21 protein-coding genes are annotated in these 26,608 nt (G+C 69.7%); 12 read left to right on the top strand and 9 right to left on the bottom strand.

Going from position 1 to position 26,608, the window contains the following annotated elements; all coding sequences use genetic code 11:
* The first annotated feature begins 224 nt into the window (after window positions 1–224).
* The 6 genes from KZ686_RS01640 to KZ686_RS01615 all read left to right on the top strand — a co-directional run bounded on the left by KZ686_RS01640 (window position 225) and on the right by KZ686_RS01615 (window position 8,984).
* Window positions 225–1,517 carry a UbiH/UbiF family hydroxylase gene (locus tag KZ686_RS01640; protein WP_265632884.1) on the top strand — a complete coding sequence of 431 codons (1,293 nt, stop codon included), beginning with the start codon at window positions 225–227 and terminating at the stop codon, window positions 1,515–1,517.
* Window positions 1,518–1,755: 238 nt separating this feature from the next.
* Window positions 1,756–2,472 (top strand): DsbC family protein, encoded by a 717-nt coding sequence (locus KZ686_RS01635; protein WP_150082632.1) that lies wholly within the window; start codon window positions 1,756–1,758, stop codon window positions 2,470–2,472.
* 164 nt (window positions 2,473–2,636) lie between these two features.
* Window positions 2,637–3,635, top strand: coding sequence for an acrylyl-CoA reductase (NADPH) (gene acuI / locus KZ686_RS01630; protein WP_265632883.1), 999 nt, complete (start codon window positions 2,637–2,639; stop codon window positions 3,633–3,635).
* Between the two features lie 358 nt (window positions 3,636–3,993).
* Window positions 3,994–5,874: a M61 family metallopeptidase gene (locus tag KZ686_RS01625; protein ID WP_265632882.1), complete on the top strand. Its 1,881-nt coding sequence runs from the start codon at window positions 3,994–3,996 to the stop codon at window positions 5,872–5,874.
* 71 nt (window positions 5,875–5,945) lie between these two features.
* Entirely contained in the window at window positions 5,946–8,507 is a 2,562-nt protein-coding gene (locus KZ686_RS01620; protein WP_265632881.1) for an FUSC family protein, read from the top strand.
* A 204-nt stretch (window positions 8,508–8,711) separates the two neighbouring features.
* Entirely contained in the window at window positions 8,712–8,984 is a 273-nt protein-coding gene (locus KZ686_RS01615; protein WP_149319650.1) for an acylphosphatase, read from the top strand.
* Between the two features lie 125 nt (window positions 8,985–9,109).
* Here the strand turns inward: KZ686_RS01615 and KZ686_RS01610 are convergent, their stop codons facing one another.
* The 5 genes from KZ686_RS01610 to KZ686_RS01590 all read right to left on the bottom strand — a co-directional run bounded on the left by KZ686_RS01610 (window position 9,110) and on the right by KZ686_RS01590 (window position 13,436).
* Window positions 9,110–9,907: a uracil-DNA glycosylase gene (locus tag KZ686_RS01610; RefSeq protein ID WP_265633384.1), complete on the bottom strand. Its 798-nt coding sequence runs from the start codon at window positions 9,905–9,907 to the stop codon at window positions 9,110–9,112.
* Between the two features lie 206 nt (window positions 9,908–10,113).
* Entirely contained in the window at window positions 10,114–10,869 is a 756-nt protein-coding gene (locus KZ686_RS01605) for a CYTH domain-containing protein (protein ID WP_265632880.1), read from the bottom strand.
* 38 nt (window positions 10,870–10,907) lie between these two features.
* Window positions 10,908–11,711 carry an indole-3-glycerol phosphate synthase TrpC gene (trpC, locus tag KZ686_RS01600; RefSeq protein WP_265632879.1) on the bottom strand — a complete coding sequence of 268 codons (804 nt, stop codon included), beginning with the start codon at window positions 11,709–11,711 and terminating at the stop codon, window positions 10,908–10,910.
* A 16-nt stretch (window positions 11,712–11,727) separates the two neighbouring features.
* A complete protein-coding gene (gene trpD / locus KZ686_RS01595; RefSeq protein ID WP_149319647.1) occupies window positions 11,728–12,756 on the bottom strand; it encodes an anthranilate phosphoribosyltransferase in 1,029 nt (342 codons plus the stop codon).
* A gap of 110 nt (window positions 12,757–12,866) precedes the next feature.
* Window positions 12,867–13,436 carry an aminodeoxychorismate/anthranilate synthase component II gene (locus tag KZ686_RS01590; RefSeq protein ID WP_149319646.1) on the bottom strand — a complete coding sequence of 190 codons (570 nt, stop codon included), beginning with the start codon at window positions 13,434–13,436 and terminating at the stop codon, window positions 12,867–12,869.
* 886 nt (window positions 13,437–14,322) lie between these two features.
* Here KZ686_RS01590 and pgaA point away from each other — a divergent pair.
* The 4 genes from pgaA to pgaD are packed head-to-tail and all read left to right on the top strand — an operon-like array spanning window position 14,323 to window position 20,685.
* Window positions 14,323–16,851 carry a poly-beta-1,6 N-acetyl-D-glucosamine export porin PgaA gene (gene pgaA, locus KZ686_RS01585; protein ID WP_265632878.1) on the top strand — a complete coding sequence of 843 codons (2,529 nt, stop codon included), beginning with the start codon at window positions 14,323–14,325 and terminating at the stop codon, window positions 16,849–16,851.
* A gap of 14 nt (window positions 16,852–16,865) precedes the next feature.
* A complete protein-coding gene (gene pgaB / locus KZ686_RS01580) occupies window positions 16,866–18,893 on the top strand; it encodes a poly-beta-1,6-N-acetyl-D-glucosamine N-deacetylase PgaB (RefSeq protein WP_265632877.1) in 2,028 nt (675 codons plus the stop codon).
* Window positions 18,890–20,221 (top strand): poly-beta-1,6-N-acetyl-D-glucosamine synthase, encoded by a 1,332-nt coding sequence (gene pgaC / locus KZ686_RS01575; RefSeq protein ID WP_149319644.1) that lies wholly within the window; start codon window positions 18,890–18,892, stop codon window positions 20,219–20,221. Before pgaB ends, pgaC begins: the two co-directional genes overlap by 4 nt.
* The gene (gene pgaD, locus KZ686_RS01570; RefSeq protein ID WP_149319643.1) at window positions 20,221–20,685 is read left to right on the top strand and encodes a poly-beta-1,6-N-acetyl-D-glucosamine biosynthesis protein PgaD; all 465 of its coding nucleotides are present in this window, start codon (window positions 20,221–20,223) and stop codon (window positions 20,683–20,685) included. The genes pgaC and pgaD overlap by 1 nt, the downstream gene beginning before the upstream one ends.
* Before the next feature lie 102 nt (window positions 20,686–20,787).
* On the opposite strand, the gene trpE is transcribed toward pgaD, so the two are convergent.
* The 3 genes from trpE to rpe all read right to left on the bottom strand — a co-directional run bounded on the left by trpE (window position 20,788) and on the right by rpe (window position 24,218).
* Window positions 20,788–22,308 (bottom strand): anthranilate synthase component I, encoded by a 1,521-nt coding sequence (trpE, locus tag KZ686_RS01565; protein ID WP_150082564.1) that lies wholly within the window; start codon window positions 22,306–22,308, stop codon window positions 20,788–20,790.
* A 480-nt stretch (window positions 22,309–22,788) separates the two neighbouring features.
* Window positions 22,789–23,517 carry a phosphoglycolate phosphatase gene (gph, locus tag KZ686_RS01560; RefSeq protein WP_226109431.1) on the bottom strand — a complete coding sequence of 243 codons (729 nt, stop codon included), beginning with the start codon at window positions 23,515–23,517 and terminating at the stop codon, window positions 22,789–22,791.
* Window positions 23,517–24,218 (bottom strand): ribulose-phosphate 3-epimerase, encoded by a 702-nt coding sequence (gene rpe / locus KZ686_RS01555; protein WP_226109430.1) that lies wholly within the window; start codon window positions 24,216–24,218, stop codon window positions 23,517–23,519. Before rpe ends, gph begins: the two co-directional genes overlap by 1 nt.
* Window positions 24,219–24,490: 272 nt before the next feature.
* Here rpe and apaG point away from each other — a divergent pair, with 272 nt between their 5' ends.
* A complete protein-coding gene (gene apaG / locus KZ686_RS01550; protein WP_265632876.1) occupies window positions 24,491–24,865 on the top strand; it encodes a Co2+/Mg2+ efflux protein ApaG in 375 nt (124 codons plus the stop codon).
* A gap of 49 nt (window positions 24,866–24,914) precedes the next feature.
* Here apaG and KZ686_RS01545 read toward each other — a convergent pair whose 3' ends face one another.
* The gene (locus tag KZ686_RS01545; protein ID WP_265632875.1) at window positions 24,915–25,163 is read right to left on the bottom strand and encodes a hypothetical protein; all 249 of its coding nucleotides are present in this window, start codon (window positions 25,161–25,163) and stop codon (window positions 24,915–24,917) included.
* 216 nt (window positions 25,164–25,379) lie between these two features.
* On the opposite strand from KZ686_RS01545, the gene mltA reads away from it, so the two are divergent.
* The gene (gene mltA, locus KZ686_RS01540; RefSeq protein ID WP_150082561.1) at window positions 25,380–26,552 is read left to right on the top strand and encodes a murein transglycosylase A; all 1,173 of its coding nucleotides are present in this window, start codon (window positions 25,380–25,382) and stop codon (window positions 26,550–26,552) included.
* Window positions 26,553–26,608 lie beyond the last annotated feature (56 nt).

The raw sequence follows: 26,608 nt of genomic DNA, 5'->3' as shown, positions 1-26,608 counted from the left end.
TCCGAGCCGCCCATGCCAGGGGGCTTGTCCGCCCGTCCGAGCCGCCCATGCCAGGGGGCTTGCCCGCCCGTCCGAACCGCCCGTGCCAGGGGGCTTGCCCGACCGTCCGAGCCCTCCATGCCAGGAGGCTTGCTCGCCCGTCCGAGCCGCCCGTACCAAGGGGCTCGCCCGTCCGCCGGGTGAGCACCGGGTGACCCCTCAAAGCCGCTGGCTATAATCGCCCCATGACCAGAGCCAGCGCGTCCACGCGGACCTCGTTTTCCCATTTCCAGATTGCCGTGGTTGGCGGCGGCATCGTCGGCAAGACTTGCGCGTTGCTGCTGGCGCAGCAGGGCATGCAGGTGGCGCTGATCGCGCCGCGGCCCGGAAACGGCTCGACCCCGGCGCCGGCGCCGCTGGGCGAGGGCGAGTGGGACAGCCGCGTCTACGCGTTCTCGGCCAGCTCGCAGGCGCTGCTGAGCCGGCTGCGGATCTGGGAGGCGCTGGACCCGGCGCGGATGCAGCCGGTGCGCGACATGCGCGTGTTTGGCGACGACACCGCCGCGCGCGACGATGCCGGGCTGACCGGCGATCTGCATTTCTCGGCCTACGCGGCCGCGGTGCCGGAGCTGGCCTGGATCATCGAATCGAGCCATGTCGAGCGCGTGCTCGACACCGCGCTGCGCTTCCAGCATCAGGTCCATTGGTACCAGCAGGCCGCCACCGGCTTCGAGCGCGACGAGCTGGGCGTCACGCTGACGCTGGCCGACGGCGCGCGGGTACGTACCAATTGCGTCGTGGGCGCCGACGGCGCGCGCTCCTGGGTGCGGACCCAGTGCCATATCGGCGTCAGTACGCGGCGCTACCGGCAGTCGGGCGTGGTCGCCAATTTCGCCTGCGAGCTGCCGCATCACGCGACCGCGTGGCAGTGGTTCCTCGGCGCGCCGCCCAAGCTGCTGGCCGACGAGGAGTCGTGCAACTGCGAAATCCTGGCGATGCTGCCGCTGCCGGGCAATTACCTTTCGATGGTGTGGTCGGCCGACGAGGCCCATGCGCGCGAATTGACGGCGCTGGCGCCGGAGCAACTGGCACAGGCGGCGATGGACGCGGCCAGCGGTGCGGTCGGCCGCCAGTTCGGCGCGCTGCGTTGCGTGACGCCCGCGCAGGCCTTCCCGCTGGTGCTGCAGCATGCCGACTGCGTGGTGCAGCCGCATGTGGTGCTGGTCGGCGACGCGGCCCACGTGGTGCATCCGCTGGCCGGGCAGGGCATGAACCTCGGTTTGCGCGATGTCGCGGAACTTGGCCGCGTGATGGCCGCCAAAGAGTCGTTCCGCGACGAAGGCGACCTGCGCCTGCTGCGCCGCTACGAGCGCGCGCGCGCCACCGACCTGCTGTCGCTGACGGCCGCCACCGATGGCCTGCATCGGCTGTTCTCGCTGCAGGGCGGGGTGGCGCGGATGGTCCGCAATACCGGCATGCGTGCCGTGGGCGCGCAGGCGCTGCTGAAGCGGTTCCTGATCGGACGGGCGCTGGGCTGAGCGCCGGCGCCTTGAACCGGCCGCCTCCGCGTAACCCACGCATCCGACCGATCCCACTGATCCGACACTGATCCCGCTGATCCGAAACAAGCCGCGGCCAAGCCGTCAGCTCCACCCACATCCGAGCCAACCAGAACCCGGAGTCAACATGTCGTATTCCCTCGGGCGCTCCGCCCGCCCGAACCCGCTGCGTTCCATCACGCGGTCCAACGTGCTGACCCAGCGCGCCGCGCGCGCGATGGCCGTGCTGACGCTCGCCGTGGCCACTGCCGCCTTCGCGCATCCGGCGCTGGCGGCGGCCGATCCGACCGCGGAGCGCATCAAGACCAATGTGCAGAAGATGCTGGGCGGCCGCGCCGAGATCAAGAGCGTCGAGAAGACGCCGATCGCCGGACTCTACGAAGTCAATATCGGCGGCCAGCTGGTCTACGCCGATGCCAGCGGCCGCTACATCCTCAATGGCGAGCTGCTCGACACGCGCAGCGGCACCAACCTGACCGAGCAGCGCCTGGCCGAGATCAATCGCATCAAGTGGTCCGACCTGCCGCTGTCGCGCGCGATCAAATGGAGCAAGGGCGACGGCAGCCGCCAGGTCGCGGTGTTCTCCGATCCGAACTGCGGATACTGCAAGCAGATCGAGCAGACCTTCCAGCAGATGGACAACATCACGGTCTACACCTTCCTCTATCCGGTGCTGTCGCCGGATTCGACCGCCAAGGCCAAACAGGTCTGGTGCGCGGCCGATCGCACCAAGGCGTGGCGCGACTGGATGCTGTCGAAGGTCGCGCCGAGCGGCGCCGGCAATTGCAAGACGCCGCTGGAAGAGAACCTGGCCCTGGGCCACAGCCTCAATGTCACCGGCACGCCCGCAGTGTTCTTCACCGACGGCACCCGCATTCCAGGCGCGGCCGACGTCGCCACGCTGGAGCGCAAGCTGTCGAGCCTGAAGAAGTAAGAAACCCCGGAGGTCCGGCGCGGCGGGCCGGCATGGACGGCACGGCGTTCCGGCCCGCACGGTCGCATTGCGGATCGCAAAACGGATCGCAGACCGGATCGCAGACCGGATTGCAGAACGCACAACGGATCGCACAACGGATCGCATCCACAGGAGACACCACCATGACCTTCCGCGCCCTGCTGCTGACCCAGACCGACGGCGACAAGCCGTCGACCCGCGCCGAGATCTCGACGCTGCAGGATGACCAGCTGCCTGCCGACGGCGACGTGCTGGTCGAGATCGACTATTCGACGATCAACTTCAAGGACGGCCTGGCGATCACGGGCCGCAGCCCGGTCGTGCGCAAATGGCCGATGGTGGCCGGCATCGACGGTGCCGGCACCGTGCTGGAGTCGTCGAATCCGCGCTGGCAAGCGGGCGACAAGGTGGTGCTGAACGGCTACGGCGTCGGCGAGACGCACTGGGGCTGCCTGGCGCAGCGTGCGCGCCTGAAGGGCGATTGGCTGGTGCGCCTGCCCGAGTCGCTGACGACGCGGCAGGCGATGGCGATCGGCACCGCGGGCTATACCGCGATGCTGTCGGTGCTGGCGCTGGAAGCGTCCGGCGTGCGGCCCGAGCAGGGCGAGGTGCTGGTGACCGGCGCCTCCGGTGGCGTCGGTACGATCGCGATCGCGCTGCTGGGCAAGCTCGGCTATCGCGTCGTGGCCTCGACCGGCAAGACCGGCGAGGCAGATTTCCTGAAGGCGCTCGGCGCGGCCGACGTCATCGACCGCGCAGAACTGTCGGCGCCGGGCAAGCCGCTGCAGAAGGAGCGTTGGGCCGCGGTGGTCGACGCGGTCGGTTCGCATACGCTGGTCAATGCCATCGCGCAGGTGCGCTACGGCGGCGTGGTGACGGCCTGCGGGCTGGCGCAGGGCATGGACTTCCCGGGCTCGGTGGCGCCGTTCATCCTGCGCGGCGTGACGCTGCACGGCGTCGACAGCGTGATGGCGCCGATGGCGCGGCGCGAGCAGGCGTGGGCGCGGCTGGCTCAGGACCTCGAGCCGGACCGCCTGGCGGCGATCACGCAGGAGATCGGCCTGGCCGAGGCGATCGAGGCGGGCCAGCGCATCATCGCGGGCGGCATGCGCGGGCGGGTGGTGGTGGACGTCAATCGTTGATGGCGGAGGCGGTGCCGCGCGCGGCGGGCGTACGGCGGCGGCACCAACACGGCGCCACCGCGCCACCAACGCGGCACCACCGCGCCACCAACGCGCCACCAACCGCCACCAACGCGCCACCAACCGCCACCAACGCGCCACCAACGCGCCACCAACGCGGCACGGACGCAGGGCCAACGCAGGGCCAACGCAGGGCCAACGCAGGGCCAACTCAGCGCCAACGCAGCGCCAACGCATTAGCGTATCGCTGCGTCAGCGCATCCACGCACCACGGCATCAGTTCATCACCGCATCGGCGCCGCAGCCCCGCAGCCGCGCAGCGCCGGGCCCGCGTGCCCGTGACGCTACAATCGTGGCCATGAAGCCGATCCACTACGCCATTGCCCCGCTTCAGCCCGAAGCGCATCTGTTCGCGGTCACCGTCACGGTGGACGATCCCGATCCCGCCGGCCAACGTTTCTCGCTGCCGGCGTGGATTCCCGGCAGCTACATGATTCGCGAGTTCGCGCGGAACATCGTGCGCATCCGCGCCGATGTCGGTGCCGATGCGGGCGGCGATGCCGGCGATGACGCCAAGCGCCAGCCGGTGGCGCTGACCAAGCTCGACAAGCACACCTGGCAGGCCGAGCCGATCGACCCGGCGCGCGGCCCGCTGACGCTGTCGTACGAGGTCTACGCGTGGGACCTGTCGGTGCGCGCCGCGCATCTGGACCAGACCCACGGCTTCTTCAACGGGACCTCGGTGTTCCTCTGCGTCGAAGGCAAGGCCGACCGCCCCTGTACCGTCGATATCCATCCGCCGCAGGGCGAGGCCTATCGCAACTGGCGCGTCGCCACCGCGCTGCCCGAAGCCCCCGGCCGCGGCGGTGCGAAGCGCTACGGCTTTGGCCGCTACCGCGCCGCGGACTACGACGAGCTGATCGACCATCCGGTCGAGATGGGCGAGTTCACGATGGGCACGTTCAAGGCCTGCGGCGCGCAGCACGACGTCGTGTTCACCGGCCGCGTGCCCCAGCTCGACATCGAGCGCGTCTGCCGCGACCTGAAGCGGATCTGCGAGGCACAGATCCGGCTGTTCGAGCCGCGCAGCGAACGTGCGCCGTTCCTCGACAGCAATCGCCGCTACGTCTTCATGACGATGGTCACCGGCGACGGCTATGGCGGCCTCGAACATCGCGCCAGCACAGCGCTGATGTGCGCGCGCGGCGATCTGCCGGTGCGCGGCAATCCGGAAAGCAGCGAGGGCTATCGCGGCTTCCTCGGCCTGTGCAGCCACGAGTATTTCCATACCTGGAACGTCAAGCGGATCAAGCCGGCGGCCTTCGTGCCGTACCGGCTGCAGGCCGAAACCCATACGCCGCTGCTATGGCTGTTCGAGGGCTTCACCAGCTATTACGACGACCTGATGCTGGTGCGCAGCGGCTGCATCACCGAGCAGCAATACGTCGAGCTGCTGGCCAAGACCTGGAACGGCGTGCTGCGCGGCAGCGGCCGCACCAAGCAGAGCGTGGCCGACAGCTCCTTCGACGCCTGGACCAAGTACTACCGCCAGGACGAGAACGCGCCCAATGCGATCGTCAGCTACTACACCAAGGGCTCGCTGATCGGGCTGGCGCTGGACCTGACCATCCGCAGCCGCACCAACGGACGCCGCTCGCTCGACGACGTGATGCGGATGCTGTGGCGCCGTTATGGACGCGATTTCTATGCGCCCGGCGCGGTGCAGCGCGGCGTCACCGAGGACGAGGTCCATGCGCTGATCGACGAGGTGGCCGGCGTGCGCGTGTCCACGCAGCTGCGGGCCTGGACCGACGGCACCGGCGAGCTGCCGCTGCCCGCGCTGTTCAAGCCGTTCGGCATCCGCGCCGAACCGCGCAAGCCTACGCGCGCCGCGGCGCTGGGAATCAAGACCAGGAGCGAGGACGGCTGGGTGCGCGTGACGCAGGTGCTCGACGGCGGCGCGGCGCAGGCGGCCGGCTGGTCGGCCGGCGATCTGCTGGGCGCGGTCGACGGGCTGCGCGTCACGCCCAACGGCGCGGGGCAGCTGGACAAGCTGCTGGCGCGCTATCGCGCCGGCGACACCGTGCCTTGCCACCTGTTCCGCCGCGACGAGCTGCACGTGCTGCCGGTCACCTTCGCGCCGGAGCCGGCGACGGAATATCGCCTGCAGCTCGAGGAAGGCGACGATCGGCGCCAGCGCGGCCGCCATCCATTGCGCGCGCGCTGGCTGGGCCAGTAAGCTACTGGCCCGGCCTTCCGCCGTAGTTTGTCCGCCGCAGTTCGTCCGCCGTAGCCGCCCGCCGCGCCCGCATGCAATACGCCCACGATCCCCGCACCTTCGTTTTTTCGCACTACGTCTATCGCGGGCTGCGATCGGCGACGGGCGTCATCGGCGCGACGCTGATCGCGCTGCAACTGGCCGACCTGCCGACCGCGATGGTGGTGTCGATGGGCGCGCTGTGTACCAGCCTGATGGACCTGCCCAGCCCGGTGAACCACAAGTTCAACGAGATGCTGGCCAGCGTGCTGCTGTGTACGGCGGTGACGCTGATCGTCGCGCTGGTGACGCCGTTCCCGCGCGTGCTGCCGGTCGTGCTGGTGCTGGTCACCTTCCTGGCCGGCATGATGACGGTCTACGGCAACAAGACCATGCCGTTGCAGTTCTCGACGCTGTTCGTGATGACGCTGACGTTGAGCGAGGACTTCGTCGTGCGGCGGGCGATCGAGCACGCGCTGCTGTTCGGCGCCGGCGCGGCGGCGTACATGGCGTACGCGATGGCGGTCAGCTGGCTGATGGAGCGGCGCACCAAGCAGCAGATCCTGGCCGAGTCGCTGTACGAGCTGGCCGGCTACCTCGAGATCAAGGCCGGCTTCTACGATGCCGGCAACGACTACGACGAGCAGTTCAATGCGCTGGTGCGCCAGCAGATCGTGGTCGCGGAGCGGCAGCAGGCGGCGCGCGACCTGGTGCTGCGCGGCAACCGCACCCCGCACGACGGGCTGCTGGTGCAGGTCCATCTGCGGATGCTGGACCTGTACGAATACATCCTGTCGACCAATACCGACTACCCGCTGCTGCGCCAGACCTTCGCCGGCACGCCGGTGCTGGACGCGCTGCGGCGGCTGATCCGGCTGATGTGCGAGGACGTCGAGGCGATCGCCTACGACGTGACGCGCGGCCGGCCGTCGTATGCCGAGGTCGACTATCGCGAGGCGCTGCGCGCGGTCGCCGACGAGATCGCGATGCTGCGGCACCACCATATCGACCCGGCCGCGATGACGGCGCTGGGCGAGACGCTCGACATGATCAAGGGCGCGATCGCGCTGGTCGAGCAGCTGCACGTGGCCTCGCGCACGCCGGTCGAGCCGCGCCAGGTGCTGCCCGGCCCCGACATGACGCCGTTCCTGACGCGCCAGCGCTACGAATGGCGCGTGCTGCGCGACAACCTGCACTGGCGCGCGCCGGTGTTCCGCTTCGCGCTGCGCGTCACGATGGCGGTCGCCGCTGGCCTGGTGGTCGCAAGCCATCTTCCCTACGCCTCGCACGGCTACTGGATCCTGCTGACCATCATCGTCATCCTGAAGCCGAACTTCAGCATGACCAAGCAGCGCTACAACGACCGCCTGATCGGCACGCTGATCGGCTGCATCATCGCGCTGGCGATCCTGCGCGTGGTGCACGAACCGCTGGTGCTGCTGGCCGTGCTGTTCGTCTCGCTGGTGGCCAGCGCGACCTTCGTCACGATCAAGTACCGCTACACCGCGATCGCGGCCTGCGTGCAGGTGCTGGTGCAGATCAATCTGCTGATGCCGGGCTCGACGGTGGTCGGGGAGCGGCTGGTCGATACCGTGATCGGCGGGGTGATCGCGTCGATCTTCAGCTTCGTGCTGCCGAGCTGGGAATATCGCGCGATTCCGGCGCTGGTCGAGAACGTGCTGAATGCGAACCGGCGCTATATCGCCGCCACGCGCGATCTGCTGCTCGGGCTGACGCGCGACGACTTTGCCTATCGGGTCGAGCGCAAGCAGTTCATGGACAGCCTGTCGGCGCTGATCGGCTCGTTCCAGCGCATGCTGGACGAGCCCAGGAGCCGGCACCGCGCGGTCGACAACCTGAACCGCTTCATCGTGCAGAACTACCTGGTCGCGGCCCATGTCGCCGCGGCGCGCATCCAGGTGCGCCAGCACGCCGACGAACTCGACCTGCCGGCCGCGCGCGCCGCGATCGAGGAAGCGACCGAGGCGGCGAGCCGCAGCCTGCGGCTGGCCAGCGAGCGGTTGCTCGAAGGCGATCGGGGCGAGGGCAGGGGCGCGGGGTTCATCCGCCGGCGGGCGGCGCCGCCCGAGGAGCCGGCCGCGGCCGCTGAGGGCGCAGCTGCGAAGGTCGCGGCGGCGGGCGAGCATGCCGAACCAGCGGCGGCGACAGCGGCGACGGTGGACGCAGGGGCGGCAGCGCACTCGCCTGCAGAGGCGGCGAAGGTAAAGCCAGCGACGGAGGTGACGGAGGCAAGGGAGGCGGCCGCGATGGCCGTAGTAAAGGAAGCGACGGAATCTGCGGAAGCCGCGGTGGCCGCCGAAGCCGCCGTGGCCGCTGATACCCAGGCCGCCGACACCGAGGCGGCCGAGGCTGCCGATGCCGCGCTCGCCGAAGCCACCGAACGCCGTGCCCGGCTGGCGGATTCGGCCGACCGCTGGCATACCGAAACGCTGGTGCAGACCGCCGGCGCGCCGGAACCGGGCGGCACCGCCAGCTCGACCGGCCGCGCCGCCAACGCGGTGCTGGAGCGCCGGCTGCGCGCGCTGCGCGCCGACGCCGCCAAGATCGCGCTGCGTACCGGCGCGATCGGCCGTGCGATCCGCCAGCGCGCCTGAGAGCTCGAGGGCGCAGGACGCAGGACGCAGGGCGCAAGGGCGCAACGGCGCAACGGCCCAAGGGCGCAGGACGCAAGGCGCCGGGGTCCGCGGGCGCAGGCTGAAGACCGCCCGCCTCGCGCGGGGGTGGTCATGCCCGCGTCATCGCACTAGTCTAGGGTTGTACGGATGCACGGGTGTACGGACTCGCAAGGAGGAACGGCGATGGAAACCTGGCACATGGTGGCGCACGGCAAGGTGCAGGGGGTCGGCTATCGCGCGGCCTGCGAGGACCTGGCGATCGAGCTCGGCCTGGGCGGCTGGGTACGCAACCGCAACGACGGCACGGTCGAGGTGATGGCGTACGGGCCGCCGGAGCGGCTGGCGAAGCTGCGCGAATGGATGGAGCAGGGCCCGCCCGCCGCGAAGGTCGAGCGGTTGGAGGTCGAGCCGGGCGAGGGCGAGTTCGAACTGTTCGAGTGGCGCTCCAGCGAGTGACCGGCGCCCGCCAGTGGTCGACACCCGAGAATGACCCGCGCCCGCGAGTGATCGACGCCCGAGAGTGACTGGCACCCGCAAGTGATCGAGGCCCGCGCCTGCGAGCGTCGGATCGGCGGGCGCGCCTAGGACCGACCGATCGCCGCCCGCGCCTGGTGCGCGCTCCAGTCGATCGGCTCGCGCTGGTGCTCCACCAGCCAGTCGTTGGTCAGCCGGAAATGCCCGCAACCGAGGAAGCCGCGATGCGCCGACAGCGGCGACGGGTGCGGCGCCTCCAGGATGCAATGCTCGCCGGCCAGCAGGTCCTTCTTGGCCTGTGCGTGGCTGCCCCACAGCAGAAAGACCAGATGCGGGCGGCTGGCCGCCAGCGCCGCGATCAGGCAGTCGGTGACCGCTTCCCAGCCGCGTTTGGCGTGGCTGGCGGCCCGTCCCTGCTCGACCGTCAGCACGGTGTTCAGCAGCAGCACGCCCTGGCGTGCCCAGCCTTCCAGATTGCCGGAGGCCGTGGGCCGCGCCACCGCCGGATCGCCGTACTCGGCGGCGATCTCCTTGAAGATATTGCGCAGGCTCGGCGGCACCCGCACGCCGTCCGGCACCGAGAAGGCCAGCCCATGCGCCTGCGGCACCTCGACGCCATCGACCACGCCGACGCCGTGATACGGGTCTTGGCCCAGGATCACGACCTTGACCGCCTCGGGCGGCGTCAGGTGCAGCGCGTGGAAGACGTCGCGCGGGAATACCGGCTTGCCGGCGGCGCGCTCGCCGTCGACGAAATCGGCGAGCCGCTGCCATGCGGGCGTGGCCAGGCACGGCGCCAGCAGCGCGCGCCAGGCCGGCGGCAGGGCGTCGGCCTGGGCCGCAAGCGGAGTCCACTGGTGCGGCGGCGCGCCGGCGGCGGCATTGGCCGATGCATCGGCCCGCATATCGGCCCGCGCGTCGGCCTGTGCATCGGCCTGTGCATCGGCCCGTGCAGCGGCTCGCGCATCGGCGCGTGCGTCGGTCCGTGCATCGGCGCGTGCGTCGGTCCATGCATCGGGGCGCGCGTCGACCCCGGCATCGCTCGCCGCGCCGGCAAACAACTCGCCCTGACCGGTTTCGGCAGCGGCGGATCGGCTCGGACGGCGGCCCATCATGCGGCTCCCGCCGGCGAGCCGGCCTGATCCGCCTGACCGGCCTGCCTCGCCAGCGCATAACCGCGCGCGGCCTTGCTGCGGTCCGACGGCGTCAGCGCGGCCACCGCGCCGAGCCGCTCGCCCAGCGCGCGCAGTGTCGCTGCAGCCTGCGACGGGTCGCCCGACAGCCATTCCAGTTCGAGTTCGTGGATGGTCTCGCGCGCCGCTGCCGATGCCGATGCTGATGCCGATGCCGATGCCGATGCCGACGCCGGCGTGGTGCCATCCTGCGCCACCGCGGCGATCTCGCCGGCGTCCAGCGCCGCTTCGATCTCGGCTTCGATCCCGGTTCCGGCTTGCGTTCCGTCGGCGCCCGTCAGCGGACAGCGCAGCCGCCAGGTCCGCCGCACGAAATCGGTGCGGAACACCGGCTGCAAGCGGCCCAGCAACGGCTCGAGCAGCGTGCGGGCCTCGGTCTCCAGCCGCTCTGGCTCCAGCGCCTCGCCGGCGACCTCGGTTTCCCATTCGTTGCGCGTCGCCAGCCCGGCCTCGCTGCGTCCCGCGGTCTTCAGCGTCTGCAGCCAGCGGGTGCCGTCGCGGCGCAGCCGCAGCGCGGCGCGCGCTTGCGCCAGCTCATGGGCCGGCGTGTCGAAATAGACGTTGAGCAGATGCGATTCGCCGACGGCGCGCGCATTGGCGTCGAGCCAGGCGACCAGCGCGGCCGCGGCGGCGGCATCGGGCACCGCCAGTTTCAGTTCGATTTCCTGGGCCATCGGTTCGGTCGGTGCGCCGGGGTCAGCAGAGGCGGGGTTCAGGCGAACAGCCGGGCCAGCTCGGCGCCGGGGTCCTTGGCGCGCATGAACGCTTCGCCAACCAGGAAGGCGTGCACATTGGCCTCGCGCATCCGCGCCACGTCGTCCGGTCCGAGAATGCCGGACTCGGTGACCACCAGCCGGTCCGCCGGCATCGCCGGCAGCAGGTCCAGCGTGTTCTGCAGCGAGACCTCGAAGGTGCGCAGGTTGCGGTTGTTGACGCCGACCAGCGGGGTCTTGAGCCGCAGCGCCGCTTCCAGCTCGGCGCCGTCGTGGACCTCGACCAGCACGTCCATGCCCAGTTCGTGCGCGCAGGCCTCGAGCTCGGCCATCAGGCCGGGATCGAGCGCGGCGACGATCAGCAGGATCGCATCGGCGCCCCAGGTGCGCGCCTGGTAGACCTGGTACAGGTCCACCATGAAGTCCTTGCGCAGCGCCGGCAGCGGACAGGCGCCGCGCGCGCGCCGCAGGTAGTCGGCATGGCCCTGGAAGAAATGCTCGTCGGTCAGCACCGACAGGCAGGCCGCGCCGTGGCCGGCATAGCTCTCGGCGATCGCCTCGGGCACAAAATGCTCGCGCAGCACCCCCTTGGACGGCGACGCCTTCTTGATCTCGGCGATCACGCCGGCGTGGCCGGCCTCGATCTTCGCGCGCAGCGCCGCGCCGAATCCGCGCGGTGCCATGCCCGCCTCGTCGCGCAGGCTTTCCGCTTCGGCGCGCAGGCTCGGCAGGTCGCGGCGCTTGCGCGCGGCGCTGACTTCGTCGGCCTTGACGGCCAGGATCTTCTGCAGGATGTCGGACATGCTTGCTTGCCTCTGATTACTGGAACTGCCGCGTGGCCTGCACGAACTCGTCGAGCTTGGCGCGCGCCGCGCCGCTGGCGATCGCCTCGCGGGCGCGGCCGATGCCGTCCTCGATCGACGAGGCGACATTGGCGGCGTACAGCGCGGTGCCGGCGTTCAGCGACACGATCTCGCGCGGGGTGCCCGGCACGTTGGACAGCGCCTCGAGCAGCATCTCCTTCGATTCGGCCGCGTCGGCCACCTTCAGGCCGCGATTGGAAATCATCGACAGGCCGAAGTCCTCCGGATGGATCTCGTACTCGCGCACCTCGCCGTCCTTGAGCTCGCCCACCAGCGTGGCGGCGCCCAGCGACACTTCGTCCATGCCGTCCTTGCCGTAGACCACCAGCGCATGGCGCGCCCCCAGGCGCTGCATCACGCGCACCTGGATGCCGACCAGGTCCGGGTGGAACACGCCCATCAGGATATTGGGCGCGTCGGCCGGATTGGTCAGCGGGCCGAGGATGTTGAAGATCGTGCGAACGCCCATCTCCTTGCGGATCGGCGCGACGTTCTTCATCGCGGGATGGTGGGTCGGCGCGAACATGAAGCCGATGCCGGTCTGCGCGATGCACTGGCCGACCTGCTCTGGCGTCAGCATGATGTTGACGCCGAGCGCCTCGAGCACGTCGGCGCTGCCGGACTTGGAGCTGACGCCGCGGTTGCCGTGCTTGGCGATGCGCGCGCCGGCCGCGGCGGCGACGAACATCGACGCGGTCGAGATGTTGAAGGTATGCGAGCCGTCGCCGCCGGTGCCGACGATGTCGACGAAATGCTCGCGCTCGGACACGGTGACCTTGTTGGCGAACTCGCGCATCACCTGCGCGGCGGCGGTGATCTCGCCGATGGTCTCCTTCTTGACGCGCAGGCCGGTCAGGATCGCGGCCGCCATCACCGGCGAGATCTGCGCCTGCATGATCTGCCGCATCAGATGCAGCATCTCGTCGTGGAAGATCTCGCGGTGTTCGATGCAGCGCGTCAGCGCTTCCTGGGGCGTGATGGGCATGGCGGTCTCGCAGGCGTGGGGTTCGTTCGATCGGTCGCGTGAAGGCGCGGGAGCAAGGGCGGCAAGGGCAGAGGCAGCAAGGGCAGGCGCGAGCGGGGCATCGAGCCGTTTCATCGCGCCACCTTCAGGAAGTTGTCCAGCAGCGTGTGTCCGTGTTCGGACAGGATCGATTCGGGATGGAACTGCACGCCCTCGATCGCAAACTGCTTGTGCCGCACGCCCATGATCTCGCCGTCGGGCGTCCACGCGGTGACTTCAAGACAGTCGGGCAGCGTCTCGCGCTCGATCGCCAGCGAATGATAGCGCGTCACGTCGAACGCCTTCGGCAGGCCGGCGAACACGCCCTGCTGCGTGGTTTCGATGCGGCTGACCTTGCCGTGCATCACCTGCTTGGCGCGGATCACCTTGCCGCCGAACGCCTCGCCGATCGCCTGATGGCCCAGGCACACGCCGAGGATCGGCAGCTTGCCGGCAAAGTGCTTGAGCACGGCCACCGAGATGCCGGCCTCGGCCGGGCTGCACGGACCGGGCGAGATGCAGATGCGCTCGGGCGCCAGCGCCTCGATTTCCTCGATCGTGATCTCGTCGTTGCGGTGGGTCCGCACGTCGGCGCCGAGCTCGCCGAAGTACTGCACCAGGTTGTAGGTGAACGAGTCGTAGTTGTCGATCATCAGCAGCATGATTCACCCGGCTTGATGTTGGTGGAAACGGAAGGCGCGTACGGCGTGCGTGGACGGACCGCGCATGGACGCATGAATGCACGAAGCGGCAAGCGTCCCCGGCGCAGGCATGCGCGCGGCGGAATTCGAAACGATTGAAGCGGGGGAGGGATTCGACGGCATCGGCAGATCTCCTGGGTATCTAGGAGCCGCCGCACCGGTGAGCTGTCGGACCGCACGTTTGCCAACCGGAACGGCGGCAAGGTGCGAACAAGAACGCAACGACGTGCCGCTTCCTAGTGGAAGCGCCACCAACGGGACGAATGCGACGAAACGGTCGGAGCCCGGAAGGTCATCGTGGTTCTGCGTCAGGCGATTGGGTGATCGGGGATCGGGTGATTCGGGATGCGTGTAGGAGGTTACACGGAAAGCGACGCTCTGTGGGACACCGCGCATCCGGAACGAAGTCGCTACTTTAACTTGCCTCGCATGCCGGTGTCGAGCGCGAGCGCCGCCCGGCGGCGGGCCCGCCCCGCAATCCCCGACCAAGGTAGGGGGCTGCGGCGGCGGAATTTGGCGTGTTTTCCATCGTTCACAATCGATTTTCAGCTTCTTCACTACACTTTGCGAAGTTTTGCGGCTCCGCACCTTGCGCTTCATTTGCGCTTGCGGTTGCACGACGCCATCCCTGCTGCGGATGGCCATCCGGCGCGGTTCTTCGGTGCCCGCCGGATCCCGTAGGTCCTCCCCCGTCGATCTCCGCAGGCGGGACAGACCCGATCGGGTTCCGTGCCCTCGTGCCGCCTCTTCCTAGCCGATAACGGACTCGCGTGCGCGCTTCGATGGCACGCCGCGGGCGCTTGACCATCACAGCGAGACAGGCTGCGGAGTCCCCATGGAGTCATTGATGACGCGTCATTCGCGCTCTCCTGCCCGCGTTCCGGCCGATACCCGCCGTTTGCAGACGTTGCGGCGGCGTACCCCGGTGCAGCTGGCCGTCGGGCTGGCGGCGGCGATGTCCTGCCTGGCGGTGCCGGCGCATGCCGCACCGGCGCAGGCCGACCAGCAATACGATGCCCTGATCCAGCGCGCCCGCGCCGGCGACCACGAGCCGGCCCTGACCGCGCTGCGCGAGCGGCTGGCGCAGGCGCCGACCGATCGCCGCGCCGCCTGGGACCGCATGATCATCGCCGGCTGGGCGGGTCGCCCGGCCGAGGTTCTCGAGACGTACCGCCAGCTGGGCGACGCCGCGCAACTGCCCCCCGAGGCGCTGGCCGCGCTGGCCCGCGCCCATCGCGACGAGCGCCAGTGGGACGCGTCGCTGGCGCGCTACCGGGAAGGCCAGCAGCGCTTCCCGGCGCGCCAGGACTTCGTGCTGGGCGAGATCCTGACGCTGGCCGACAGCGGCCGCACCGCCGACGCCATCTCCGCCGGCCGGGCGCTGGTGCGCCGCCAGCCGTCGAACGCCGATGCGCGCATCGCGCTGGCGTACGCCCATATCCGCGCCCGCGAACCCTACGAGGCGCTGTACGAGGCCGACAAGGCCAATACGCTGGCGCCGCAGCGCAACGACATCGTGCGCGAGTACGTCCGCACGCTGCAGCATGCCGGCCTGCCGGAGGCCGCGCTGCGCATCGCCGGCGAGCGTCCCGGCCTGCTGGACCGGATGGACTGGCTGTCGCTGCAGCTGGACGCGGTCGCCGAGCAGGTGCGTCTTGCCGACAAGCCGACCCGCACCGAGGCCGAGCGCTTCGCCATCGCCGACCGCGCGCTGGCGCGCTATGACGAACTGATGCCGCAACTGCGCGCGCTCGGGCCGCAGGGCGAGAGCGAACTGCGCCGCGCGCGCGTCGACCGGCTGGCCGCGCTGCATGCCCGCGTGCGCATGCGCGAGGTGGTCGACGAATACGAGTCGCTGCGCGCCGAGGGCGTGCAGGTGCCGGCCTACGCGCTGACCGATGTCGCCGCCGCCTATCTGCATCTGCGCCAGCCCGAACAATCCGAGCAGCTGTATCAGCAGGCGCTGAGCGAGGCCTATCCGCCGGAGGGCGACACCGAGGCGCGGCTGGCGGCGCAGACCGGGCTGTACTACTCGCACGCCGAGGCCGAGAAATTCCCGCCGGCCGGCGACGTGGTGCAGCAGGCGAGCGCCGAGCAGCCGCGCTGGCGCTGGGTGCAGGGCCAGCCGGCCGCGCAGCCGAACGACCTGTGGCTGGACGCCGCCCAGGTCCGTGCGCAATCGCGCCGGCAGGCGGACGACACCATCGACGCGCAGCAGCAGCTGGAGGAACTGGTGCAGAAGGCGCCGGCCAACTCGGGCCTGCGCGTCGCGCTGGCCGACGTCTACCGGGCGCGCGCCTGGCCGCGCCGCGCCGAGAGCGAGCTGAAGCTCGCCGAAACGCTGGACCCGCGCAGCGTGCCGCTCGAGGTCCAGCAGGGCCACGCCGCGCTCGATCTGCAGGAGTGGCGCCAGGCGGAGATGCTGCGCAACGACACGCTGGCCCGCTATCCCGAGGACCTGGCCGTCAAGCGCCTCGATCGCGAATGGAACGTGCACAACAAGGCCGAACTGCGCATCGAGGGCTATCGCGGCCTGGCCAATGACAGCGCGGTGGTCGGCAACGGCAACTTCGGCATCGAGGCCGTGCTGTACAGCCCGCCCATCAACTATGACTGGCGCGCCTTCGGCGGTATCGGCTATGCGACCGGACGCTTCGACGAGGGCAACGTCGACTACCGCTGGGCGCGTACCGGCGTGCAGTACCGCGTGCGCGACCTGACCCTCGAGGGCGAGGTTTCCACGCATTCGTATGGCGGCGGTGGCCGTGCCGGCGGCCGGCTGTCGGCGCAGTACGACATCGACGACCGCTGGCAGGTGGGCGCATCGGGCGCGCTGCGCTCGACCGGCACGCCGCTGCGCGCGCTCAAGCAAGGCATCTATGCCGACACGCTGTCGGTGTTCACGCGCTACCGCGCCAGCGAGCGCAGCGAATGGCTGTTCACGGTGGCGCCGTCGCGCTTCAGCGACGGCAACGACCGGCTCGAGGCCGGCGTGACCGGCGTGCAGCGCTTCTACACCGCGCCGCATCTGAAGGCCGATCTGCTGGTGGATCTATGGGCCTCGCGCAATACGCGCGAGGACACGCCGTACTACAACCCGCGCTCGGACCTGACGATGCTGCCGTCGGTGCGGCTGACCCACACGCTGTACCGGCGCTACGAGACCGCCTGGGAGCAGCAGTTCCTGGCCGGCGCGGGCGCCTACGCGCAACGCGGCTTCGGCACCGGCGCCATGATGCTGATCGGCTACGGCCAGCGCTTCCGCACCAACGACGTGTTCGACGTCGGCGCCACGATCACCGGCACCAGCCGCCCCTACGACGGCCGGCGCGAGCGCGAACTGCGCATCGTGTTCGACCTGACCTATCGATTCTGAACGGGATGCATGCCATGGACGCAACCTTGATGCGCCCCTATCGCGCTTTTCTGCTGCTCTTGCTGGCCGTCGCCACCATGCTGCTGGCCGCCTGCGCCAAGGACATTCCGGTGTTCACGCCCCCGGCCGAACGCCCCGTCGCCAACGCCGAGCAGCCCTGGCCGCGCAACCATGTCGCGGTGCTGGCGTACCACGACGTCGAGGACAAGGACGCCGATCAGGCCTACCTGAGCGTGCGCACCGACCATCTGATCGAGCAACTGGCGTGGCTGCGCGAGAACGGCTACCGGCCGGTCACCGTTGACCAGATCCTCGCCGCGCGCAACGGCGGGCCGGCGCTGCCCGACCGCGCCGTGCTGCTGACCTTCGACGACGGCTATCGCAGCTTCTATACGCGCGTGCTGCCGATCCTGAAGGCCTATCGCTGGCCCGCCGTGCTGGCACCGGTCGGCGTGTGGCTCGACACGCCGGACACCGAGCCGGTCGATTTCGGCGGCAAGCCCACCGAGCGCGATCGCATGCTGACCTGGCAGCAGGTGCGCGAAATCGCCGCCTCGGGGCTGGTCGAGATCGGCGCGCACACCGACGCGCATCACTACGGCGTGCTGGCCAACCCGCAAGGGAACACGCAGCCGGTCGCGGCGGTGCGTGCCTTCGACAAGCAGACCGGCAAGTACGAGACCGATGCCGCCTACGAGGCCCGCGTGCGCAACGACGTCAAGCGGATCACCGAGAAGGTTCACCGCATCACCGGCAAGCCGGTGCGCGTCTGGATCTGGCCGTATGGCGCCGAGGGCGGCACGGCGCTGCGCATCATCGGCGAAAACGGCTACCAGATGGCGCTGACGCTGGAGGACGGACTGGCCAGGGTCGATCGCATGATGTCCGGCGCGCGCATGCTGCTGGCCAACGATCCGGGCCTGCGCAGCTTCGCGCAGTCGGTGGTGGACATGGACGAGCAGCAGACCATGCGCGTCGCCCACGTGGACCTGGACTACGTCTACGACGCCGATCCGGCGCAGATGGACCGCAACCTGGACAAGCTGGTGCAGCGCATCTTCGATATGAAGATCGACACGGTGTTCCTGCAGGCCTTCGCCGATCCGGATGCCAGCGGCCTGGTGAAGTCGGTCTACTTTCCCAACCGCGTGCTGCCGGTGCGCGCCGACCTGTTCAACCGCGTGGCCTGGCAGCTGCGCAACCGCGCCGACGTCAAGCTCTATGCGTGGATGCCGGTGCTGAGCCTGGACCTGGACCCGTCGATCGCCCGCGTGACGCGCTGGGATCCAGAGAGCGGCCGCACCGACGTCGACCCGAAGCAGTACCGCCGCCTGTCGCCGTTCGATCCGCTGGCCCGCCAGCGCATCGGCGAGCTGTACGAGGACCTGGCGCGCCATGCGATGTTCGACGGCATCCTGTTCCACGACGACGCGCTGCTGAGCGACTTCGAGGATGCCAGCGCGCCGGCCCTCGCGGCATATCGCAAGGCCGGGCTGCCCGACTCGATCGAGGCCCTGCGCGCGAATCCGGAAACGATGCAGCGCTGGACGCGATTCAAGAGCCGTGCCCTGGTCGACTTCACGCACGAGCTGACCGCCAAGGTGCGCGCCATTCGCGGCCCGGCGATCAAGACCGCGCGCAATATCTTCGCCGCGCCGATCCTGCAGCCGGAGAGCGAGGCCTGGTTCGCGCAGAACCTCGACGACTTCCTCGCCGCCTACGACTGGACCGCGCCGATGGCCATGCCCTACATGGAGCAGGTCCCGGCCGGCAAGGAGAACGCCTGGCTGGACTCGCTGGTCGACACCGTGGCCCGGCGTCCCGGCGCGCTGCGCCGCACGGTGTTCGAGCTGCAGGGCCGCGACTGGCGCAAGGCCGATGCGCCGCCGGTGGACAGCGCCGTGCTGGCGGGCTGGATGCAGCGCCTGCAGCGCCGCGGCGCCCGCAGCTTCGGCTACTACCCGGACGACTTCCATAACAACCAGCCTCGGCTCGACGTGATCCGGCCGGCGCTGTCCAACGCCTGGTATCCCGCGCCATGATCGAACGTCTATTTGCCCTGATCGTCCTGTGCATCGCGCTCGGCCTGCCGATCGGCCTGGCCGTGGTGGCGACCGGCGACCTGCTGCTTGCCTTCGTCTTCTTCTACCCGCTGTTCATGTCGGGGCTGTGGATGGCCGGCGGCGTCTATTACTGGTGGCACTGGGAACGCAAGTGGTCCTGGGATGAGGATCGCCAGCCGCCCAAGGTGGCAGGCGAGCCCTTCATCTCGATCCTGGTGCCGTGCTTCAACGAGGAGAAGAACGGCGAGGAAACGCTGCGCGCCGCGCTGGCGCAGCGCTATCCGAACTTCGAGGTGATCGCCATCAACGACGGCTCGCGCGACGGCACCGGCGCGCTGCTCGACGCGATGGCGGCGAAGCACGAGCGGCTGCGCGTGGTCCACCTGGCCCAGAACCAGGGCAAGGCGATGGCGCTGCGCATGGGCGCGCTGGCCGCGCGCGGCGAGTATCTGGTCTGCATCGACGGCGACGCGGTGCTCGATCCGGATGCCGCCGCCTATCTGGTCGCGCCGATGGTCGACAACCCGCGCGTCGGCGCGGTGACCGGCAACCCGCGCATCCGCACCCGTTCGACGCTGATCGGCCGCATCCAGGTGGGCGAGTTCTCCTCGATCATCGGGCTGATCAAGCGCACCCAGCGCGTCTATGGCCAGGTCTTCACGGTGTCCGGCGTGGTGGCGGCCTTCCGGCGCCGCGCGCTCGATCGCGCCGGCTACTGGAGCCTGGACATGATCACCGAGGACATCGACATCAGCTGGAAGCTGCAGCGCGACCACTGGTCGATCTTCTACGAGCCGCGCGCGCTGTGCTGGATCCTGATGCCGGAGACGCTGCGCGGGCTGTGGAAGCAGCGGCTGCGCTGGGCCCAGGGCGGCGCCGAGGTGTTCCTGAAGAACGTGCGCTCGATCTGGATCTGGCGCCATCGCCGGCTGTGGCCGCTGATGGCCGAGTACTGCCTGTCGGCGGGCTGGGCGTTCATCTTCGCGATGTCGATCATCCTGTGGGCGCTCGGCCATTTCGTCGACCTGCCCGACAACCTGCACATCGAGCGGCTGGTGCCCCCGGGCTTCACCGGCATGGTGCTGGCGGTGGTGTGCGTGCTGCAGTTCGCCATCAGCGTGGCGATCGACCGCCGCTACGAGCCCAAGCTCGGCCGTTCGATGTACTGGACCATCTGGTATCCGCTTGCCTTCTGGATGATCGGCATGCTGACCACGCTGATGGCCTTTCCCAAAGTCATGCTCAAGACCCGGCGCCGTGCCCGTTGGACCAGCCCGGATCGCGGCATCAAGTCGATGAGGTCGTGATGAATCCCGATGACATGATCGTTCGCACCCGGCGCACGCGGCTGGGCTGGCTGATCGATGCGCTGCTGACCGCGCTGGCGTGGATCGGCTTCGGCTACCTGTGCGTGACCGGGCTGCTGGCGGTGCTGCGGCACGCCAATGCCGGACCCGACGTGCCGTTCTGGTCGGCGCTGCTGCCGACCGCCGGCACGCTGTCGATCTACGTGGTGGTGGGACTGTTCAACGGCGTGGTGCTGCTGACCTGGGCGCTGTACAACCAGTACCGCTTCTCCGGGCTCGATCGGCGCAAGCCGATTCCGGCCCTGCGCGACGACGAGCTGGCGCGCAGCTTCAACGTGTCGGGCCAGCAGCTGCGCGCGCTGCAGCGGGCCAAGGTGGCCGTGGTCGACCATGAGGGCGACGGCACCATCGCCGACGTGCATCTGCCGCAGACCTTGGCCCGGGAGCCGGCGGCGGTGAAGTAAGGGCCGTCGTTTCCGCGCTGGCCGGAACCGGATGGCTTCGATGCGGCGGCGACGGGGCCGCTGGCCCTCGCGTTCGCGGGGGCGACGGCTTCTACCTGTCGCTTACGCGAAGTCCGAGTCCAGCCCGTCCTGGACCTGCTCGGCGGCGCGGATCACCGCGCGCGCCTTGGCCTCGGTCTCGCGCCATTCGGCGTCGGGATCGGAGTCCGCCACGATGCCGGCGGCCGCCTGCACATAGAGATTGCCGTCCTTGACGATGCCGGTGCGGATCGCGATCGCCAGGTCCATCTCGCCGCCGAACGACAGATAGCCGACCGCGCCGCCGTAGATGCCGCGCTTGCGCGGTTCCAGCTCGTCGATGATCTCCATCGCCCGCACCTTCGGCGCGCCGCTCAGCGTGCCGGCGGGGAAGGTGGCGCGCAGCACGTCCAGATTGCTGATGCCGTCCTTCAGCGTGCCCTCGACCGAGCTGACGATGTGCTGCACGTGCGAGTATTTCTCGATCACCATCTGGTCGGTGACCTTGACCGAGCCGGTTTCCGCGATGCGGCCGATGTCGTTGCGGGCCAGGTCGATCAGCATCACGTGCTCGGCGATCTCCTTCGGGTCGTTGAGCAGCTCCGTGGCCAGCTGCGCGTCGCGCTCGGGCGTATTGCCGCGCGGCCGCGTGCCGGCCAGCGGGCGGATCGTCACCACGCGGCGCGAGCGCGTCTCGCCCTGTTCGCTGGTGCGGCGCGTTTCCTGACGCACCAGGATCTCCGGCGAGGCGCCGACGATCTGGAAGTCGCCGAAGTTGTAGAAGTACATGTACGGCGACGGGTTCAGCGAACGCAGCGCGCGGTACAGCGACAGCGGCGCGTCGCGATAGGGCTTGGTCAACCGCTGGCCGATCTGCACCTGCATCATGTCGCCGGCGACGATGTATTCCTTGGCCTTGGCCACCGCGGCCAGGTAGTCGGCCTTGTCGAATTCACGGTAGACCTCGGTCTGCACCGACGGGCTGGTGACCGGCACGTCGACCGGCTGGCGCAGCTTCATGCGCAGGTCGCGCAGGCGCTGGCGCGCGCGCGAATAGGCTTCCGGCATGCCGGGGTCGGCGTAGACGATCAGATAGAGCTTGCCCGACAGGTTGTCGATCACGGCCAGCTCCTCGCACAGCAGCAGCTGGATATCGGGCAGGCCCAGGTCGTCCGGCTTCTGCGTGTCGGCCAGCTTCTTCTCGATATAGCGCACCGTGTCGTAGCCGAAGTAGCCCGCCAGGCCGCCGCAGAAGCGCGGCAGGCCCGGGCGCAGCGCGACCTTGAAGCGCCGCTCGAAGGCGGCGATGAAGTCCAGCGGATTGCCCTCGTGGGTCTCGACCACCTTGCCGTCGGTCACCACCTCGGTGCGCTGGCCGTAGGCGCGCAGCAGCGTGCGCGCATGCAGGCCGATGAAGGAATAGCGGCCGAAGCGTTCGCCGCCGACCACCGATTCGAGCAGGAAGGTGTTGACGCCGCGGGTTTGCGACTGCGCCAGCTTCAGGTACAGCGACAGCGGCGTTTCGAGGTCGGCGAAGGCCTCGGCGATCAGCGGAATGCGGTTGTAGCCCTGGTCGGCCAGCGATTTGAATTCGAGTTCGGTCATGACGGTCCTCTGGGACGGCGCACGGGGTGCGGCGACGCGATCCCCGGCGGGCGATTCTGGGAGGGGCAGGATGGCCGAAGCACCGGCCCCGTCGGGCGGCTCGACGGTGGCAGGCGGACGGTCCGATGGGTCGGCCGTTCCGCTGTCGCTCCGTGTCGAGCCAGGGGGCGTAATGCGCGTTCGGGTAACGCTAGCAGGGATTGCCGGGAAGGAAAACCGGGCCGGCAGGGCCGCCGGTCTGATCGAAACGCCTGGCTGATCGAATCGGCCGGGCGCGATCAGCGCCGTCGCGAACGCACTTTACGCCTGTTGGGAGGCGCGCCAGCGACGCCAGGGCCAGGCCTGCCGATCACTGTCAGTAAAGATGCGTTTGCGGTTCAGGAACATGAATTCGTGTTCGGGGGTGTCTGCGCGGGATGCGGAGAGGGCGGTCTCGCGGATTGCCGGGGCCTGTGGCTGGAATCGGAAACTGCCCGGAGACTACCGGTGTGCCGTCAAGACCTCAGCAGCCTTGACAAGCGAGCCGACTATACCATCGGCGTCGACGCCTTGTACAGGGTTGCCATGGTTGTAGCCGTAGGGCACCAGCAGCACGCCGATACCGGCCGCGCGGGCCGCCATCGCGTCGTTTTCGGAGTCGCCGATCGCCACCATCTGCGCCGGTTCGAGGCGGAACGCCTCGCATACCTTCAGCAGCGGCAGCGGGTCGGGCTTGCGGAACGGAAAGGCGTCGCCACCGTAGACCAGCTCGAAATAGGGCGCGAGGCCGGACTTGTCCAGCAGCGGCGCGGTGAAGTCGTGCGGCTTGTTGGTGACGCAGGCCAGCCGCAGGCCGGCGGCCTTCAGCGCGGCCAGCCCCGCCTCGACGCCGGGATAGACCGCCGAGAACTGGCCGTTGATGCGCAGGTATTCGCGGTTGTACAGCGCCAGCGCGTCGGCGAACAGGCCGTTGGCCGCGGCGGGCGGAAGGCGCGTGTCGAGCACGCGCCGGATCAGGTTCTCCGAGCCCTTGCCGACGAAGCTGACGATCTCGGGCAGGGGCAGCGGGGCGATGTCCCCAAGCGCCGGATGCAGATGCGACAGCGCCTGCAGCATTGCGTTGACCGCCGCGTGGAAGTCGCCCGCGGTATCGACCATGGTGCCGTCCAGGTCGACGATGGCCCCGCGGATGCCGCGCCAGTCGGTGCGCTTGAGCGTCGCCCCTTCCATCACTGGCCCGCCTTGGCCAGTTCGGCGCGCAAGGCCGACAGCACGCCGCGATAGCCGCCGTCGGCGTCGGGCTTGCCGAACACCGCCGAGCCGGCGACGAAGGTGTCGGCCCCGGCCGCGGCGATCTGCGCGATGTTCTCGACCTTCACGCCGCCATCGACCTCCAGCAGGATCGCGCGCCCGGTGCGGGCGGCGTAGGCGTCGATGCGCTCGCGCACCGCGCGCAGCTTGTTCAGCGTCTCGGGGATGAAGGCCTGGCCGCCGAAGCCCGGGTTGACCGACATCAGCAGGATCACGTCGAGCCGGTCCATCACGTGGTCAAGATGGTGCAGCGGCGTGGCCGGGTTGAACACCAGGCCGGCCTGGCAGCCGTGGTCGCGGATCAGCGCCAGCGAGCGGTCGACATGATCGCTCGCCTCGGGATGGAAGGTGATGATGTTGGCGCCGGCCTTGGCGAAGTCCGGGATGATGCGGTCGACCGGGCGGACCATCAGGTGCACGTCGATCGGTGCGGTCACGTGCGGGCGGATCGCCTCGCAGACCAGCGGGCCGACCGTCAGGTTCGGCACGTAGTGGTTGTCCATCACGTCGAAGTGGATCCAGTCGGCGCCGGCCTCGGTGACGCGGCGCACTTCCTCGCCCAGGCGGGCGAAGTCGGCGGACAGGATGGACGGGGCGATGCGGTAGGTGGGCGTGCTCATGATGGCGTGGGTGACGGCTTGGTTTGCGGCTCGGGTTGCGGCTCGGGTTGCGGCGACGTGGCGACGTGGGTGGCGACGTGGCAAGGATGCAAGGGCGCGTCCCGCCAGTGCGGCCGGCGCACAAGGGCGCCATTTTACGCCGCCTTTGCAGCGGGCGAGGGCGGCGGGGCGGACGCCGGTCCGGGCCGGCCGCGGCGCCGGGCCGACTTGCCGCACCCCTGCCCTTGCCGCACAATGCCGCTACCCTTGTCCTGCCACAGGCCTTCCCCACAATGAGCGAGTACGCTTTTTCCGTTTCCGTGCGCACGCAGTATCTGCCCGATCAGTCCGACCCGGAACACGGACGCCATGCCTTTGCCTACACCATCACGATCCAGAACACCGGCGAGGTCGCGGCCCAGCTGATCTCGCGGCACTGGCAGATCACCGACAGCGACAACGCCACGCAGGAGGTGGCGGGGCTCGGCGTGGTCGGGCACCAGCCGCTGCTCAAGCCGGGCGAGCATTTCGAGTACACCAGCTGGGCGACGATCTCCGCGCCGGTCGGCTCGATGAAGGGCAAGTATTTCTGCGTGGCCGAGGACGGCCATCGCTTCGAGGTGCCGATTCCCGAGTTCGCGCTGGTGCTGCCGCGCATGCTGCATTGAGGCGCGGCGGGGAACCGGTTCGGGCCGCGGTGGGAATCGCCGCCGGAACCTAGGCGCCCGGCGCGTTGTCCTTGCTGTGCGCCTGCCCCGCGGCGTGGTTTGCCTGGCCCGCCTGCGCGGATTGGCCCGGCGCCGCCGAAGAGGCGCGCGACGGGTGATCGGCCGGGGCGCGGCTGGGGCGCGGATGCTTCTTCGCCGTGCCCATCGTCCAGACGACGATGAAGATCAGCAGGAACAGCGCCACGCCGGCCTCGAGGGCGAACAGCAGCATGGGATGGTCTTGAAAGAATTCACTCATGGATGATTCCCGCGTTCGAGGCAAAGCCGGTCCGGCATGGCGGAATCCGCCCGCGGATTCGCCTGCGGAAATTGCCCGCAGAATTCTGTCCGAACCAGCCCGAGCATTGTATGGCATCGGCCTCCGGCCGGTCCGCGTCCGCGCCGCTGTGCGCCACCAACCTTGCCACTGTCCTTGCCGCCGCGGCCTCGCCGGGCGACAACCACAACGCAAACGATGACTGACCACGACTCCGCTTTCGCCATCCGCCGTCTTCCCCTGTTTTCCACCCGCTCTCCCCGCACTGCCGGCGTCGCCAGCCACCTGCCCGGCGCCCGCGCGCTGTGGGCCATCGTCGGTGCGGCCGCCGTGCTGGCCGGTTGCGTCAGCGGTCCGCCGCCGCGCATCGAAACCGGACAGCCGACGCCCCCGGTGACCGGGGCGGGCGGCAAGGGCCGCCTGCAGCCGGCAAGCTGGAGCGAGATCGGCGGCTGGACGCGCGACGACGTGCGGGCCGCGTGGCCGGCGCTGCAGGCCAGCTGCCAGGCGCTGAAGAAGCGCCCGGAATGGCGCGCCCCCTGCACGGCCGGGCTGATGGTCGATGCCAGCGATCCGCAGGCGCTGCGCGGCTACTTCGAGCAGCATTTCCAGCCGTACCGGGTCATCAACGGCGACGGCACCGACAGTGGACTGGTGACGGGCTACTACGAGCCGATCCTGCATGGGTCGCGCACGCGCCAGGGCGCCTACCAGATCCCGCTGCACCGCAAGCCGCCGCAATGGGGCAACCGGCCGCTGCCGCCGCGCGCGCAGCTGCTGCGCGATCCGGCGCTGCGCGGCAACGAGGTGGTCTGGGTCGACGACGCGGTCGAGGCCGCCTTCCTGCAGATCCAGGGCTCCGGCCGTATTCGCCTGGCCGACGGCACCATGATGCGGGTCGGCTTCGGCGGCACCAATGACCAGCCGTTCCGCTCCTTCGGGAAATGGCTGCTGGACCGGGGCGAGATCACGCCGGCGCAGGCCACCATGCAGGGCATCAAGGCCTGGGCGCGCGCCAATCCGGCGCGGGTCGAGGAGATGCTGAACGTCAATCCGCGCTATGTGTTCTTCCGCGAGCTGCCGCCGAACAACGACGGCCCGATCGGCGCGCTGGGCGTGCCGCTGACGCCGGAGCGCTCGATCGCCGTCGATCCGGCCACCATCCCGCTCGGCGTGCCGGTGTTCCTGTCGACCACGCGGCCGCTGTCGAGCGAGCCGATCGAGCGGCTGGTGTTCGCGCAGGACACCGGCAGCGCGATCAAGGGCGGCGTGCGGGCCGACTTCTTCTGGGGCGCGGGCGATGCCGCGGGCGAGACGGCCGGCCGCATGAAGCAGGCCGGCCGGATGTGGGTGCTGATGCCGCGCAGCTGAGCGGGCGGTATCGGCGGGGCGCAGCGCGGTTCGGCGCGGGTCGGCGGCCGCAGCGC

It is taken from the genome of Cupriavidus cauae, assembly GCF_026210475.1.
GTDB classification, from domain to species: Bacteria; Pseudomonadota; Gammaproteobacteria; order Burkholderiales; family Burkholderiaceae; genus Cupriavidus; species Cupriavidus cauae.
Note: the sequence above shows the minus strand (reverse complement) of the source record. Positions and strands in the feature narration are given on the sequence as shown.

Bases quoted from the DNA above. Each gene is read 5' to 3' on its own strand.
- KZ686_RS01625 (WP_265632882.1), top strand. From the start codon at position 3,994: ATGAAGCCGATCCACTACGCCATTGCCCCGCTTCAGCCCGAAGCGCAT.
- trpC (WP_265632879.1), bottom strand. From the start codon at position 11,711: ATGTCCGACATCCTGCAGAAGATCCTGGCCGTCAAGGCCGACGAAGTC.
- apaG (WP_265632876.1), top strand. From the start codon at position 24,491: ATGAGCGAGTACGCTTTTTCCGTTTCCGTGCGCACGCAGTATCTGCCC.
- pgaB (WP_265632877.1), top strand. From the start codon at position 16,866: ATGGACGCAACCTTGATGCGCCCCTATCGCGCTTTTCTGCTGCTCTTG.
- KZ686_RS01590 (WP_149319646.1), bottom strand. From the start codon at position 13,436: ATGCTGCTGATGATCGACAACTACGACTCGTTCACCTACAACCTGGTG.
- pgaD (WP_149319643.1), top strand. From the start codon at position 20,221: ATGAATCCCGATGACATGATCGTTCGCACCCGGCGCACGCGGCTGGGC.
- trpD (WP_149319647.1), bottom strand. From the start codon at position 12,756: ATGCCCATCACGCCCCAGGAAGCGCTGACGCGCTGCATCGAACACCGC.
- KZ686_RS01635 (WP_150082632.1), top strand. From the start codon at position 1,756: ATGGCCGTGCTGACGCTCGCCGTGGCCACTGCCGCCTTCGCGCATCCG.
- acuI (WP_265632883.1), top strand. From the start codon at position 2,637: ATGACCTTCCGCGCCCTGCTGCTGACCCAGACCGACGGCGACAAGCCG.
- pgaC (WP_149319644.1), top strand. From the start codon at position 18,890: ATGATCGAACGTCTATTTGCCCTGATCGTCCTGTGCATCGCGCTCGGC.
- KZ686_RS01545 (WP_265632875.1), bottom strand. From the start codon at position 25,163: ATGAGTGAATTCTTTCAAGACCATCCCATGCTGCTGTTCGCCCTCGAG.
- mltA (WP_150082561.1), top strand. From the start codon at position 25,380: ATGACTGACCACGACTCCGCTTTCGCCATCCGCCGTCTTCCCCTGTTT.
- KZ686_RS01620 (WP_265632881.1), top strand. From the start codon at position 5,946: ATGCAATACGCCCACGATCCCCGCACCTTCGTTTTTTCGCACTACGTC.
- trpE (WP_150082564.1), bottom strand. From the start codon at position 22,308: ATGACCGAACTCGAATTCAAATCGCTGGCCGACCAGGGCTACAACCGC.
- KZ686_RS01615 (WP_149319650.1), top strand. From the start codon at position 8,712: ATGGAAACCTGGCACATGGTGGCGCACGGCAAGGTGCAGGGGGTCGGC.
- rpe (WP_226109430.1), bottom strand. From the start codon at position 24,218: ATGAGCACGCCCACCTACCGCATCGCCCCGTCCATCCTGTCCGCCGAC.
- KZ686_RS01640 (WP_265632884.1), top strand. From the start codon at position 225: ATGACCAGAGCCAGCGCGTCCACGCGGACCTCGTTTTCCCATTTCCAG.
- gph (WP_226109431.1), bottom strand. From the start codon at position 23,517: ATGGAAGGGGCGACGCTCAAGCGCACCGACTGGCGCGGCATCCGCGGG.
- KZ686_RS01605 (WP_265632880.1), bottom strand. From the start codon at position 10,869: ATGGCCCAGGAAATCGAACTGAAACTGGCGGTGCCCGATGCCGCCGCC.
- KZ686_RS01610 (WP_265633384.1), bottom strand. From the start codon at position 9,907: ATGCGGGCCGATGCATCGGCCAATGCCGCCGCCGGCGCGCCGCCGCAC.
- pgaA (WP_265632878.1), top strand. From the start codon at position 14,323: ATGACGCGTCATTCGCGCTCTCCTGCCCGCGTTCCGGCCGATACCCGC.